This is a genomic window from Salinibacillus aidingensis (assembly GCF_055393355.1).
Genome location: NZ_AP043759.1, coordinates 26585 through 40993 on the forward strand (window position 1 = coordinate 26585; position 14409 = coordinate 40993).

Below are 14409 nucleotides of genomic sequence, written 5' to 3' on the forward strand. Positions count from 1 at the left end.
ATTAACAACGTTGACGCAATTTTGACAATTCCTGTATAATAACGTTATATCACGGATTATGTGAATCAGGGGGAATCCTGTGTGACCATCAGACTCGAGGATCACGAAAACCAAGATATTGATTTAGAGCATACTTCAGATGAAATATTAGTGGAGCTTGTTCATAGTGGGAATAGTCAGGCGCTGGAGTACTTAATTAACAAATACCGTAATTTTGTACGTGCAAAAGCAAGGACTTATTTTTTAATTGGGGCAGATCGTGAGGATATTGTACAGGAAGGTATGATTGGTCTTTATAAAGCTATACGGGATTATCAGGAGGACAAGCTATCTTCTTTTAAAGCCTTCGCAGAACTTTGTGTAACCAGGCAAATTATTACCGCTATTAAAACCGCTACCAGGCAAAAGCATATTCCGCTGAACTCCTATGTATCCCTGGACAAGCCTATTTATGATGAAGAGTCTGATCGTACATTACTGGATGTATTGGAAGGTTCAAAGACGATGGACCCTGAACAGCTAATCCTTACACGGGAACGCTATGGGGATATGGAAGATAAAATGAGCGAAATCTTAAGTGACCTGGAAAAAGAGGTGCTGAATTTGTATCTGGATGGTCGCTCCTATCAGGAGATTTCCGCAGAATTAAATCGTCATGTAAAATCAATAGACAATGCACTACAGCGAGTGAAACGCAAACTGGAACGATATTTGGAGCTGAATGGACTAACCCCCTAGTATAGATTGACAGACCCCGTGACACATGCTAAATTTAGATAAGTGACAAGACCCTGATAGAGGGATGATAAATCGTGCGTAAAAAAATCATCTTGGCTTGTTCAGAATGCCATAATCGAAATTATACAACTTATAAAAATAGCAAATCAGATTCAGATAGACTTGTAATAAAAAAGTATTGCAGGCAATGTGGAAAGCAAACACTCCATTCAGAAACAAAATAAACGACTGTTTTTTGCAGGTTGGGGGTTCAAACATGAAGTTTTTGAAAGATGTCGTTCGTGAAATGAAGAAGGTTAGCTGGCCTAAAGGCAAAGAGCTGACCCGTTACACGATTACAGTTGTGACAACTGTTGCATTTGTAACCGTATTTTTTGCCGTTGTAGATTTAGGCATTTCACAAATATTAGAACTGTTTTTTGAATAAACGAACGATAAATATGCTATAATGTAAAATATAGTTATTTCATGGAAAAAACCCGCGATAAGGGTTTTTTTCTATTGAACAGATTTTCAGAGATGAAAGGATTGTCCGGAGTCTCATTATACATCAGCTGACACTAGATACTATGAGTAAGGGAGGGAAGGACAAAGGATTGTCCTAACTTATGGAAAAGAATTGGTATGTCGTTCATACGTATTCAGGGTATGAAAATAAAGTAAAAACAAATTTAGAGAAGCGAGTAGAAACCATGGGGATGCAGGATAAAATTTTCCGCGTACTGGTTCCTGAAGAGGAAGAAACGGAGATTAAGAATGGGAAGCGGAAAACCAATAAAAAGAAAGTTTTCCCGGGCTACGTAATTGCTGAAATGGTGATGACGGATGACTCATGGTATGTTGTACGTAATACACCTGGTGTAACAGGTTTTGTTGGTTCAACCGGATCTGGAACGAAGCCTATCCCTCTCTTACCGGAAGAAGTAGACACTATTCTGAAGCGCCTGGGTATTGATGAACCTGTTACCGATATTGATATTGAAATAAATGAAAATGTTCGTGTAACAGATGGACCGTTTGCCAATTTCGCTGGTACAGTGGAGCAGATTGATCTAGATAAGCAAAAAATCAAGGTCCATGTAAATATGTTTGGACGGGAAACCCCGGTAGAACTGGAATTTTCACAGGTGGAAAAACTATAATCCAGGAATACCCCTTGCAATTGTAAGGTAAAGATGCTAAAATTTTTATGTTCTTTATGCCTAGAGTATGAGGATTTTATAAAGTTGAAAATAAGTGGGAGGGGCCAGGACCCCAAATACCACATCACGGACTTAAGGAGGTGTGTCTCGTGGCTAAAAAAGTAATTAAAGTTGTTAAATTGCAAATTCCTGCAGGTAAAGCGAACCCAGCTCCACCAGTAGGTCCTGCATTGGGTCAGGCTGGTATTAATATCATGGGATTCTGTAAGGAATTTAACGCTCGTACGCAGGAACAAGCTGGTATGATTATTCCGGTTGAAATTACGGTTTTTGAAGACCGTTCATTTACATTTGTTACGAAAACCCCGCCTGCTGCAGTTCTATTGAAGGATGCGGCCGGTATCAAGTCAGGATCAGGTGAACCAAACCGCAATAAAGTTGCGACTGTAAAACGCGATAAAGTACGCGAAATTGCAGAGACAAAAATGCCTGATTTAAATGCTGCTAACGTGGAAGCTGCTGTGCGTATGGTTGAAGGAACCGCGCGTAGTATGGGTATTGTAATTGAGGATTAATCCCACGCTTTCGTGGAAGTAGGTAGAGGTTGCGGGGGTTCCAGTAAAACTTCCGCAACCTTTATAGTGGGAGGTAAAACCGTTAAAACCACAATTTTGAGGAGGAAAATAGTATGGCTAAACAAAGCAAAAAGCATGCAGAAGCTTTAAAGCTTGTGGATCGCTCAAAAGCATATGAAATAAATGAAGCTGTTGAAGTTGTGAAAAAGGCTGCAACAGCAAACTTTGATGAATCTGTTGAAGCTGCTTTTCGTCTGGGCGTAGATCCTAAGAAAGCAGACCAGCAAATCCGCGGAGCAATGGTGCTTCCACACGGAACCGGTAAAACTCAGCGAGTATTAGTATTCGCTAAAGGGGATAAAGCCAAGGAAGCAGAAGCTGCTGGAGCTGATTATGTAGGAGAGCAGGACTACATCAACAAAATTAACCAGGGATGGTTTGATTTTGATGTTGTTGTAGCAACTCCTGATATGATGGCTGAAGTAGGTAAGCTTGGTCGTGTGTTAGGACCTAAAGGACTAATGCCAAACCCTAAAACCGGTACTGTAACTTTTGAAGTAGAAAAAGCCGTTAACGAAATTAAAGCTGGTAAGGTTGAATACCGTGTTGATAAATCCGGTAACATCCATGTACCAATCGGTAAAGTATCCTTTGAAGATCAAAAGCTTGTAGAAAACCTTGAAGCTGTTGTTGAACAGGTTGTTAAGGCTAAGCCGCAATCTTCCAAAGGTGTTTACATGCGCAACGTATCTATTTCTTCAACAATGGGACCTGGCGTACACGTAGACGTTTCTAAATATCTATAATTAAAATAGATATTGACACCGGGTTTGATTTTGAATATAATATGATTTGTTGTTAAATTAAATATAAGAAATACCGAAGACAGTAGGTGCGTTTATCGCTTAATTTCCTACCGAGGTGTGTTAATACGATATGTAAAACATACACCATGTATGTTTATAAATTGGTTAATGCGTATACCTCCTCTGTCTTTCAGTGGAGGTATTTTTAATGAATACACCCGCAATCGGTATAAACAAACCATAGGAGGTGGAAAAGTGAGCCAAATCATCGAACACAAAAAACAAATTGTTTCCGATATTGCTGATAAACTAAAAGACAGCAAAACCACTCTTCTTGTTGATTATCGCGGACTTGATGTTGAAGAAGTAACTGAACTCCGTCAACAGCTGCGTGAAGCAGATGTGGATTTTAAAGTTTACAAAAACACAATGACTCGCCGTGCAACAGAAGAGACAGGCTTTCAGGAACTTGACGAAGTGTTAGTTGGACCAACAGCACTAGCATTTGGTAAGGATGATGTTGTAGCTCCGGCTAAAATTATAAATAATTTTGCTAAAGAGCATCAGGATTTAGAAATTAAAGGCGGAATTATTGAGGGGAACGTAGCAACTCTTGATCAAATCAAAGAGCTTGCCGAGCTTCCATCCTACGAAGGTCTTCTATCCATGCTGCTTAATGTGCTTCAGGCACCAGTACGTAACTTCGCATATGCAACAAAAGCTATTGCGGACCAAAAGGATGAAGAAGAAGGGGCTTAATCGCCTGGTTATTCAGATTTTTAAGTCAGTTTATATAGATAAGCCGAAAGAAACGGTTTATAAAATTAATTACAAATTATAAGGAGGAAATGAAATTGACTAAAGAACAAATTATTGACGCAATTAAAGAAATGTCCGTTCTTGAACTGAACGATTTAGTTAAAGCAATCGAAGAAGAATTTGGTGTAACAGCTGCTGCGCCTGTTGCTGTAGCTGGTGGCGCTGCAGGCGGAGAGGCTGCTGAAGAGAAAACAGAATTTGATGTTGAACTTTCAGATGCAGGTTCTTCCAAGATTAAAGTTGTTAAAGCCGTACGCGAAATCACTGGTCTTGGCCTGAAAGATGCAAAAGATCTAGTAGATAACGCACCAAAGCCTGTTAAAGAAGGCGCTTCTAAAGAAGAAGCTGAAGAAATCAAAGGTAAACTAGAAGAAGCTGGTGCTTCTGTAGAATTGAAGTAATAAAATGATAGAGAGAAAAGCTCGCTGGACACCGGCGAGCTTTTCTTATATGGTGCAGGAAATTATAAAGCATCCTCCATGTTATATCAGCTTTTCCAAGTATGTAACTTTATGTTTGGGATATAACTAGATTTAAACATGACATGCTTGAAAAACAGGTGGTGTTCATTCTATGTCGGAGCATTATTATTCAACAGATCCTTCAAGTAAAAGTAACCCTGCAACGTGGACATACAGACTTCGGAATTATCCATTACAATTTACTTCGGATATTGGTGTTTTTTCAAAGGGTGGGGTTGATTTTGGTTCGGGAGTACTAATAGAAAACTTCGAAGAGCCACAAGCGGAAGGTGATTTTCTGGACCTTGGCTGTGGTTATGGACCTATCGGACTAAGCCTTGCTAAATCCTTTCCGCATAGACACGTTTTTATGAGTGATATCAACAAAAGAGCGTTAGGATTAGCTGTGCAGAATGCTGAACAGAATCGCATTTCAAATGTTACGGTTTTAGAGAGTGATTTATTTGCGGCATTCGATCAGCAAAAGTTTGCGGCGATTCTTACCAATCCGCCAATCCGTGCGGGTAAAAAAGTTGTTCACACCATACTTGAAAATAGTTTTGATTATATAAAGAGTGGTGGAGCTTTGTGGGTAGTTATTCAAAAGAAACAGGGGGCTCCATCTGCAAAGAAAAAATTAGAAGAAATTTTTTCGGAAGTAAGTGTGATGAAGAAAGATAAAGGTTATTATCTTTTAAGAGCAGTAAAGTTTGACTGAGTTTTTAAGCTGTGCTATTATTAAAAAATGCCAATAATAACTTCCTCTTGTCAAGGGGGATTTTTATATTTTTGATATAAGGTATAGAACATGCGAAAGTTTGGTTACACTAATAAAATCAGTAGAGATATTGTAAGACTTATAAGAAATATATGATGCAGAACTACATAACCATACTTCTCCATAAAGTGTAAATACCTTTCAGCCTTTATACGTATATGTATTAGGATTCTATTTTCTTTACAGTCCAGCATGATACATCTTGGAATAAACACTGACGTCCATGTTGGCTTTTCTCTGGAACGACTGCTGCCCGATGCTTGTGGAGATTTATAAACAAATCAGAAGCAAGCATGTTCAGTATGCCGTTCTGTTTAAGGTTCCGGATCCGGACAGATAAGGACCGGATAATCTTATCATTACGATTTTGTTCAGTAAACTCCGGGCTTTTAGAGTGTGGAAGTCTGGGTTTTCTATAATAAATATGCTTGTTTTGAGGGGTGAATCAGTTGGCAGGTCAACTAGTTCAATATGGTCGACTACGCAAGCGTAGGACATACGCACGTATAAGTGAGGTACTGGAATTACCAAACCTTATCGAAATTCAGACTGCATCCTACCAGTGGTTTTTAGAAGAAGGTTTGAAGGAAATGTTTAAGGACATTTCTCCAATTGAAGATTTTACTGGCAATTTATCGTTGGAATTTGTGGATTACAGCTTTGGTGAACCAAAGTATCCAGTGGGTGAGGCAAAAGAGCGAGATGTCACTTATTCCGCTCCTCTACGTGTGAAAGTTCGTTTGTTAAATAACGATACAGGTGAAGTGAAAGAACAGGAAGTATTTATGGGAGATTTTCCTCTCATGACAGACACCGGTACTTTTATTATAAATGGTGCTGAACGTGTCATTGTTTCACAGTTAGTCCGTTCTCCAAGTGTGTACTTCAGTGAAAAAATCGATAAAAACGGTAAAAAAGGGTATACCACAACCGTAATCCCTAACCGTGGTGCGTGGCTGGAGTTTGAAACAGATGCGAAAGATGTTGCGCATGTACGTATTGACCGTACGCGTAAACTTCCGATCACTGTTCTGCTTCGCGCTTTAGGATTTGGAACTGATGAAGAAATTATTGATTTAATTGGCGAAAATCAATTTCTGAAAAACACCTTGGATAAGGATAACACTGAAAACAGTGAAAAGGCGCTGCTTGAAATTTACGAGCGTCTGCGTCCAGGTGAACCGCCTACTCTTGAAAGTGCAAAAAGTCTGCTGATTTCACGCTTTTTTGATCCCAAGCGTTATGACCTTGCACGTGTAGGTCGCTATAAAATGAATAAAAAGCTGCATATTAAAAACCGTTTATTTAATCAGACATTGGCTGAAACCATTGTTGATGAGGAAACGGGTGAAGTGATCGGCCGAAAAGGGGATAAAATTGATCGACCACTTCTGAATAAACTTCTGCCTTATCTGGAAGGTTCTGAGGAAAATGTGGGCGAACAGATTCTTGAACCACATGAAGGCGTTCTTGATGATCCTGTGCGCATACAGTCCATTAAGATTATGGATCCATCAGACCCTGAAGGTGAAAGAACGCTAAAGGTAACAGGTAATGCTGGTATTGATTATGATGTGAAGCATATTACCCCTGCTGATATGATTGCATCAATCAGTTATTTCTTCAACATCCTGCATGGTGTTGGAGATACAGATGATATTGACCATTTGGGTAACAGACGTTTACGTTCAGTTGGTGAACTGCTTCAAAACCAATTCCGGATTGGTTTATCCAGGATGGAAAGAGTTGTCCGTGAACGGATGTCCATTCAGGATACGAATTCTATTACACCACAGCAGCTCATTAATATTCGACCTGTTATTGCATCTATTAAAGAATTCTTTGGAAGCTCGCAGCTTTCACAGTTTATGGACCAGACGAACCCATTAGCTGAACTGACTCATAAACGACGTCTGTCAGCACTTGGACCAGGCGGACTCACCCGTGAACGCGCCGGTTTTGAAGTGCGTGACGTTCACTATTCTCACTATGGCCGTATGTGTCCGATTGAAACACCTGAGGGTCCGAACATTGGTTTGATTAACTCATTATCTTCTTATTCCAAGGTCAATGAATTCGGTTTTATTGAAACCCCTTATCGACGAGTGGATCCTGAGACAGGTAAGGTTACTGAGCAGATTGACTATTTGACAGCGGATGAAGAAGATAACTATGTAGTTGCGCAGGCAAACGCCAGCTTAGATGAAGAAGGCCGATTTGTTGAAGAAGAAGTTATTGCCCGTTTTCGAGGAGAAAACACAGTCGTCCGTCGAGATCGTATTGATTATATGGACGTATCACCAAAACAGGTGGTATCTGCGGCGACAGCTTGTATCCCATTCCTTGAAAATGATGACTCCAACCGTGCGCTTATGGGTGCAAACATGCAGCGCCAGGCTGTACCGTTGATTAATCCAAAATCACCAATTGTGGGTACTGGTATGGAATACGTTTCCGGTAAGGACTCAGGTGCTGCGGTTAGAGCCAAGCATGCCGGGGTTGTTGAGCGAGTAGAAGCTAAAGAAGTACATGTCCGTCGCATTTCCGAAGTTGATGGGAAAGAGGTAAAAGGAGATGTAGACGTTTATAAGTTCCAGAAATTCATTCGCTCCAACCAGGGAACTTGCTATAACCAGAAGCCAATTGTTGAGAACGGGGAAAGAGTAAAACAAGGTGATATTCTTGCTGATGGACCATCCATGGAGCAAGGTGAACTGGCTCTTGGTCAAAACGTACTCGTCGGCTTCATGACCTGGGATGGATACAACTATGAGGACGCTATTATTATGAGTGAGCGCCTTGTAAAAGATGATGTTTATACATCTATTCATATTGAAGAGTATGAATCAGAGGCACGTGATACGAAATTAGGGCCGGAAGAAATTACTCGTGACATTCCAAACGTAGGTGAAGATGCCCTGCGCAACCTTGATGAGCGGGGAATTATACGAGTTGGAGCTGAAGTGGGTGACGGAGATCTTTTAGTAGGTAAAGTAACTCCTAAAGGTGTTACAGAACTAACAGCCGAAGAAAGATTGCTGCATGCCATATTTGGTGAAAAAGCCCGTGAAGTACGGGATACTTCATTACGTGTTCCGCATGGCAGCGGAGGTATTGTCCTTGATGTTAAAATCTTTAACCGTGAAGACGACGATGAATTGCCTCCAGGTGTCAATCAATTAGTGCGTGTTTACATTGTTCAGAAACGTAAGATCAATGCCGGGGATAAAATGGCCGGACGTCACGGAAACAAAGGTGTTATTTCAACCATTCTTCCGGAAGAGGATATGCCATTCTTACCTGACGGAACACCTATTGATATCATGCTTAATCCACTGGGTGTGCCATCCCGTATGAATATCGGTCAGGTATTAGAATTACACCTCGGAATGGCTGCTCGTGAACTAGGTATACACGTCGCAACGCCAGTATTTGACGGTGCTTCCGACTATGACGTATGGGATACATTGGAAGAAGCAGGTCTGTCCCGGGATGCAAAAACCGTCCTTTATGACGGTCGTTCAGGGGAACCGTTTGACCACCGTGTCTCCGTTGGTGTCATGTACATGATTAAGTTGGCACATATGGTGGATGACAAACTGCACGCTCGTTCAACTGGACCATATTCCCTTGTAACTCAGCAGCCACTTGGTGGTAAAGCACAGTTCGGGGGACAGCGTTTTGGAGAGATGGAGGTTTGGGCATTAGAGGCCTATGGTGCAGCCTATACACTCCAGGAAATCCTGACTGTCAAGTCCGATGATGTTGTCGGTCGTGTGAAAACTTACGAATCTGTGGTTAAGGGAGATAATGTTCCTGAACCAGGCGTTCCAGAGTCATTCAAGGTATTAATTAAAGAATTGCAAAGTCTTGGCATGGATGTGAAGATTCTATCAAGTGATGAATCTGAGATTGAAATGCGTGATATTGAAGAAGATGATCAATCTGCTGAACAATTGAATGTAGATATGGAACAACGTGAAGACGCAAATTGATAAAAGGTAAACTAGCGAAAATCCGGATAATCTAAGGGAGGTAGGCCCTTTGCTAGATGTAAATAATTTTGAATACATGAAGATAGGTTTAGCCGCACCTGAAAAAATTCGTTCCTGGTCTTATGGTGAGGTTAAAAAACCAGAAACCATTAATTACCGTACGTTAAAGCCGGAAAAAGACGGTTTATTCTGTGAACGTATTTTCGGCCCTCAAAAAGATTGGGAATGTCATTGCGGGAAGTATAAGCGGGTGCGTTATAAAGGGATTGTTTGTGACCGTTGTGGAGTCGAAGTTACAAAATCCAAAGTACGAAGAGAGCGTATGGGGCATATTGAATTAGCTGCCCCTGTCTCTCACATTTGGTATTTTAAGGGAATTCCAAGCCGTATGGGTCTGGTACTTGATATGTCCCCACGTGCGCTTGAGGAAGTCATTTACTTTGCGGCTTATATCGTAACTGATGTTGGTGACACACCACTTGAAAAGAAGCAATTGCTGTCCGAAAGAGAATATCGTCAATACCGGGATAAATATGGGGCAACATTCCAGGCTCAAATGGGAGCTGAAGCCATCCGCAAGCTTCTTCAGGATGTTCATTTAGACGAAGAAGTTGATATGCTGAAGGAAGAGCTGAAAACGGCTCAGGGTCAGCGCAGAACTCGTGCCATTAAGCGCCTGGAGGTACTTGAGTCCTTCCGTAATTCCGGCAATGATCCGTCATGGATGGTGTTAGATGTATTACCAATCATACCTCCAGAACTTCGACCAATGGTTCAACTGGACGGCGGCCGCTTTGCTACATCCGATCTGAACGATTTATACCGTCGTGTGATTAACCGTAACAACCGTTTGAAGCGTTTGTTGGACTTAGGTGCACCAACGATTATCGTTCAAAATGAAAAACGTATGCTTCAGGAAGCTGTAGATGCCCTGATTGATAATGGACGCAGAGGCCGTCCGGTTACAGGACCGGGAAATCGTCCGCTGAAATCCTTATCTCATATGTTAAAAGGTAAGCAGGGTCGTTTCCGTCAGAACTTACTTGGTAAGCGTGTAGACTATTCTGGCCGTTCCGTAATTGCGGTTGGTCCGAGCCTTAAGATGTACCAATGTGGTCTGCCGAAAGAAATGGCTATTGAATTATTCAAGCCATTCGTTATGAAAGAGCTTGTTGACCGTGGTATTGCTCATAATATTAAATCAGCAAAACGTAAAATTGAACGGCTGCATCCGGAGATTTGGGATGTTCTTGAAGAAGTCATTAAGGAACATCCAGTGTTATTAAACCGTGCACCAACCTTGCACAGGCTTGGTATCCAGGCATTCGAACCGACGTTGGTTGAAGGTCGTGCGATTCGTCTTCACCCATTAGTCTGTACAGCATATAATGCAGACTTTGACGGTGACCAAATGGCTGTGCACGTTCCATTATCTGCGGAAGCACAGGCGGAGTCCCGTATTCTGATGCTTGCTGCTCAGAACATCTTGAATCCTAAAGATGGAAAACCAGTTGTTACACCATCACAGGATATGGTATTAGGGAACTATTATTTAACTCTTGAGAGAAAAAATGCTGTTGGTGAAGGGAAGGTATTTAAAGACTTAGACGAAGCATTAATGGCTTATCGAAACGGCTATGTACACCTTCACACGCGTGTTGCTGTAGATGCCGGGTCTTTAAACAACAAAACTTTTACAGAAGAACAAAACGGCATGCTGCTTCTGACTACTGTCGGTAAACTGATCTTTAATAATATGCTGCCAAATGCATTCCCTTATCTGAATGAGCCGACAGCAGATAACTTAGAGGTAAAAACGCCTGAAAAATACTTTATTGCTAAGGGCACAAACGTACCTGAAGAAATCGCCCAACGCGAAGTTATTCCTCCATTTAAGAAAGGTATTCTGGGAGATATCATTGCGGAGGTCTTTAAACGCTATAAGATTACAGAAACATCCAAGATGCTAGACAGAATGAAGGACTTAGGCTTTGAGTACTCGACGAAGGCGGGTATTACTGTCGGTGTATCTGATATCGTTGTTCTTTCTGAAAAGCAGGAAATCCTGGATGAGGCACAGGAAAAAATCGATAAAGTTGTTAAACAGTTCCGCCGAGGCTTAATCACCGGTGAGGAACGTTATGATCGCGTGGTCGCTATCTGGACGGAAGCAAAAGATAATATTCAGGATAAACTGATGCAGTCTCTTGAATCGACAAACCCAATCTTTATGATGAGTGATTCCGGTGCACGTGGTAACGCATCAAACTTCACTCAGCTTGCAGGTATGCGTGGTCTGATGGCCAATCCATCCGGTCGAATTATCGAACTTCCGATCAAATCCAGTTTCCGTGAAGGACTGACTGTACTTGAGTACTTTATTTCAACACACGGTGCCCGTAAAGGTCTTGCGGATACCGCGCTTAAGACAGCTGACTCCGGATACTTGACACGTCGTCTTGTAGATGTTGCACAGGATGTAATTGTTCGTGAAGATGACTGTGGTACCGACCGTGGTATGTTCGTCAGTGCCTTAAAAGAAGGGGACGAAATTATCGTTCCATTAATCGATCGTCTTATCGGACGTACAGCCTTTAAGACTCACCGTCACCCTGAGACCGGTGAAGTTCTTCTTCGTCGTAATCAATACATTACAGAAGACAAAGCAAAAGAGATTGTTAATGCAGGTATTGAGGAAGTTTATATTCGTTCCGTATTCACATGTAATACAAAACATGGGGTATGTAAGGAATGTTATGGACGTAACCTTGCTACAGGTTCAGAAGTTGAAGTGGGAGAAGCAGTGGGAATCATTGCAGCTCAATCCATCGGGGAACCAGGTACACAGCTTACAATGCGTACCTTCCACACTGGTGGGGTAGCAGGAGACGATATCACACAAGGTCTTCCGCGTATTCAGGAATTGTTTGAAGCAAGAAATCCTAAAGGTCAGGCCGTAATCAGCGAAATATTTGGTACGGTTGAGAACATTAATGAAGTAAAAGATAAACTTGAAATTGTTGTACAGGGTGAAGTAGAAAGCAAGACCTATAATGTGCCTTACAACGCACGACTAAAAGTAACTACAGGAGATAAAGTCGAAGCAGGTCAGCCGTTAACAGAAGGTTCTATTGATCCTAAAGAGCTTCTGAAGGTTAGCGGTACAAAAGCGGTTCAGAAGTATATTCTGAAAGAGGTTCAGAAAGTTTACCGTATGCAGGGTGTTGAAATCTCTGATAAGCACATTGAAGTTATGACACGTCAGATGTTTAGAAAGGTTCGTGTCGTTGAATCTGGTGAAACAGATGTACTTCCAGGATCACTGCTGGAAACATTCCAATTCAGAGATGCTAATACGAAGGCGCTTAGAGATGGAGAAAATCCTGCTGTAGGTAAGCCAGTCATTTTAGGTATTACCAAAGCATCCCTTGAAACGGATTCATTCTTATCAGCCGCATCCTTCCAGGAAACAACAAGGGTACTGACAGATGCAGCTATCAAAGGAAAACGGGATGAACTATTAGGCTTGAAAGAAAATGTGATTATTGGTAAACTTGTTCCTGCTGGTACCGGAATGAACCGTTACCGCAGCATAGATATGAAAAAGAACGTTGAACCTGAAGTTGTTTCAGAGGAAGTCAACGAACAAATAACAACACAGTAATCAATGTTAAATAGGTAAATAGAGCACCTTGGATGATATGAAAATCAAGGTTGACTTTCATAATCTAGAGTGATAATATATTCAAGGTGCTTCTATTTAGCCCTGTTGCTTTGGAGGATGCATATGTCTTATGAAAAAGTAGCACAGGATAAATCGAAAGCAGTAATAGGTACAAAACAGACAATGAAGGCTTTAAAGAGCGACCAGGTTTCAGAGGTATTCGTTGCAGAAGATGCTGAACGAAAAGTAACTGATAGGGTAGTACGCCTGGCTGAAGATTTAAAGACACCCGTCGTTTATGTGGATTCCATGAAGCAATTGGGAAAAGCATGCGGGATTGATGTTGGTGCAGCTACCGTCGCAATAAAGAAATAAAGCTCTGGCGATTATGTGATCGTTAAGACTTTGTTTTTTTGCCTTTTTATGAACCACCTGGATGTGTGGTATTACAAAACGGCGAATGAAGGGAGGAAAACTAAGATGCCAACTATTAACCAATTAGTACGTAAAGGTCGTACAACCAGAACTGGAAAGTCAGACTCTCCAGCACTAAACAAAGGATATAATAGTCATAAAAAGAAAATGACTGACCAATCCTCACCACAAAAACGTGGCGTGTGTACACGTGTTGGAACACTAACACCTAAGAAACCGAACTCAGCACTTCGTAAATATGCACGTGTTCGTTTAACAAATGGAATTGAAGTTAGTGCTTACATTCCTGGTATTGGTCATAACTTGCAAGAGCACAGTGTTGTATTAATTCGTGGTGGTCGTGTTAAAGACTTGCCAGGTGTGCGTTACCATGTTGTACGTGGTGCTCTTGATACTGCAGGAGTTGAAGGTCGTCAGCAAGGTCGTTCCAAATACGGCACAAAGAGACCTAAGAAATAACTTTTATACAAACCAGAATAATTGAACAGAATGAAAGGAGGGGAACGTATGCCTCGTAAAGGTCCAGTGGCAAAACGTGACGTACTGCCAGATCCGATTTATAATTCTAAACTCGTAACACGTTTGATTAACCAGATTATGGTTGACGGTAAACGTGGAACAGCACAAAAGATTTTGTACAAAGCGTTCGAACTAGTTAATGAACGCAGCGGACAAGATGCTATGGAAGTATTTGAAGAAGCGATGAAAAACGTAATGCCTGTGCTTGAAGTTCGTGCCCGTCGTGTTGGTGGTTCAAACTATCAGGTACCAGTTGAGGTTCGTCCGGAACGTCGTCAGGCATTAGGTCTTCGTCATATTGTCCTATACTCCCGCCAACGCGGTGAGAAGACGATGGAAGAACGTCTTGCAAACGAAATTCTTGATGCATCCAACAACACAGGTGCAGCAGTAAAAAGACGTGAAGATATGCACAAAATGGCAGAAGCCAATAAAGCATTTGCTCATTATCGCTGGTAATGACATTCATTCTACAAA

At 41.4% G+C, this 14409-nt stretch carries 14 protein-coding genes and 1 other annotated feature; all 14 genes read left to right on the forward strand.

Features of this window, described 5'->3' with window-relative positions:
* Positions 1-87 precede the first annotated feature (87 nt).
* The 14 genes from sigH (at position 88) to rpsG (ending at position 14391) form a co-directional block, all read left to right on the forward strand.
* Positions 88-738, forward strand: a complete 651-nt coding sequence (gene sigH / locus ACZ5OK_RS00150) for an RNA polymerase sporulation sigma factor SigH (protein WP_343843867.1) — start codon at positions 88-90, stop codon at positions 736-738.
* Between the two features lie 74 nt (positions 739-812).
* The gene (gene rpmG, locus ACZ5OK_RS00155) at positions 813-962 is read left to right on the forward strand and encodes a 50S ribosomal protein L33 (protein ID WP_162038903.1); all 150 of its coding nucleotides are present in this window, start codon (positions 813-815) and stop codon (positions 960-962) included.
* Between the two features lie 32 nt (positions 963-994).
* Positions 995-1165 (forward strand): preprotein translocase subunit SecE, encoded by a 171-nt coding sequence (gene secE, locus ACZ5OK_RS00160; protein WP_343843729.1) that lies wholly within the window; start codon positions 995-997, stop codon positions 1163-1165.
* 181 nt (positions 1166-1346) lie between these two features.
* Positions 1347-1880 carry a transcription termination/antitermination protein NusG gene (nusG, locus tag ACZ5OK_RS00165; protein ID WP_044153371.1) on the forward strand — a complete coding sequence of 178 codons (534 nt, stop codon included), beginning with the start codon at positions 1347-1349 and terminating at the stop codon, positions 1878-1880.
* A gap of 149 nt (positions 1881-2029) precedes the next feature.
* Positions 2030-2455 carry a 50S ribosomal protein L11 gene (gene rplK / locus ACZ5OK_RS00170; RefSeq protein WP_044153370.1) on the forward strand — a complete coding sequence of 142 codons (426 nt, stop codon included), beginning with the start codon at positions 2030-2032 and terminating at the stop codon, positions 2453-2455.
* A gap of 113 nt (positions 2456-2568) precedes the next feature.
* Entirely contained in the window at positions 2569-3261 is a 693-nt protein-coding gene (gene rplA / locus ACZ5OK_RS00175) for a 50S ribosomal protein L1 (protein WP_343843735.1), read from the forward strand.
* A 55-nt stretch (positions 3262-3316) separates the two neighbouring features.
* Positions 3317-3477, forward strand: a sequence feature (ribosomal protein L10 leader region).
* A gap of 39 nt (positions 3478-3516) precedes the next feature.
* Entirely contained in the window at positions 3517-4020 is a 504-nt protein-coding gene (gene rplJ, locus ACZ5OK_RS00180) for a 50S ribosomal protein L10 (protein WP_343843738.1), read from the forward strand.
* A gap of 95 nt (positions 4021-4115) precedes the next feature.
* Entirely contained in the window at positions 4116-4481 is a 366-nt protein-coding gene (rplL, locus tag ACZ5OK_RS00185) for a 50S ribosomal protein L7/L12 (protein ID WP_044153365.1), read from the forward strand.
* A gap of 172 nt (positions 4482-4653) precedes the next feature.
* A complete protein-coding gene (locus ACZ5OK_RS00190) occupies positions 4654-5259 on the forward strand; it encodes a class I SAM-dependent methyltransferase (protein ID WP_343843742.1) in 606 nt (201 codons plus the stop codon).
* Between the two features lie 509 nt (positions 5260-5768).
* A complete protein-coding gene (gene rpoB, locus ACZ5OK_RS00195) occupies positions 5769-9314 on the forward strand; it encodes a DNA-directed RNA polymerase subunit beta (protein WP_343843745.1) in 3546 nt (1181 codons plus the stop codon).
* 49 nt (positions 9315-9363) lie between these two features.
* Positions 9364-12978 (forward strand): DNA-directed RNA polymerase subunit beta', encoded by a 3615-nt coding sequence (rpoC, locus tag ACZ5OK_RS00200; RefSeq protein WP_343843748.1) that lies wholly within the window; start codon positions 9364-9366, stop codon positions 12976-12978.
* 123 nt (positions 12979-13101) lie between these two features.
* Positions 13102-13353, forward strand: a complete 252-nt coding sequence (locus tag ACZ5OK_RS00205; protein WP_343843751.1) for a 50S ribosomal protein L7ae-like protein — start codon at positions 13102-13104, stop codon at positions 13351-13353.
* Positions 13354-13458: 105 nt separating this feature from the next.
* On the forward strand, positions 13459-13872 hold the full coding sequence (rpsL, locus tag ACZ5OK_RS00210) for a 30S ribosomal protein S12 (protein WP_343843754.1): 414 nt from the start codon (positions 13459-13461) through the stop codon (positions 13870-13872).
* A 48-nt stretch (positions 13873-13920) separates the two neighbouring features.
* Positions 13921-14391, forward strand: a complete 471-nt coding sequence (rpsG, locus tag ACZ5OK_RS00215; protein WP_044153359.1) for a 30S ribosomal protein S7 — start codon at positions 13921-13923, stop codon at positions 14389-14391.
* Positions 14392-14409 lie beyond the last annotated feature (18 nt).

Excerpts from the sequence above, each read along its gene's own strand:
- nusG (WP_044153371.1), top strand. The coding sequence starts at position 1,347 with ATGGAAAAGAATTGGTATGTCGTTCATACGTATTCAGGGTATGAAAAT.
- ACZ5OK_RS00190 (WP_343843742.1), top strand. The coding sequence starts at position 4,654 with ATGTCGGAGCATTATTATTCAACAGATCCTTCAAGTAAAAGTAACCCT.
- secE (WP_343843729.1), top strand. The coding sequence starts at position 995 with ATGAAGTTTTTGAAAGATGTCGTTCGTGAAATGAAGAAGGTTAGCTGG.
- rplA (WP_343843735.1), top strand. The coding sequence starts at position 2,569 with ATGGCTAAACAAAGCAAAAAGCATGCAGAAGCTTTAAAGCTTGTGGAT.
- ACZ5OK_RS00205 (WP_343843751.1), top strand. The coding sequence starts at position 13,102 with ATGTCTTATGAAAAAGTAGCACAGGATAAATCGAAAGCAGTAATAGGT.
- rpsG (WP_044153359.1), top strand. The coding sequence starts at position 13,921 with ATGCCTCGTAAAGGTCCAGTGGCAAAACGTGACGTACTGCCAGATCCG.
- rpsL (WP_343843754.1), top strand. The coding sequence starts at position 13,459 with ATGCCAACTATTAACCAATTAGTACGTAAAGGTCGTACAACCAGAACT.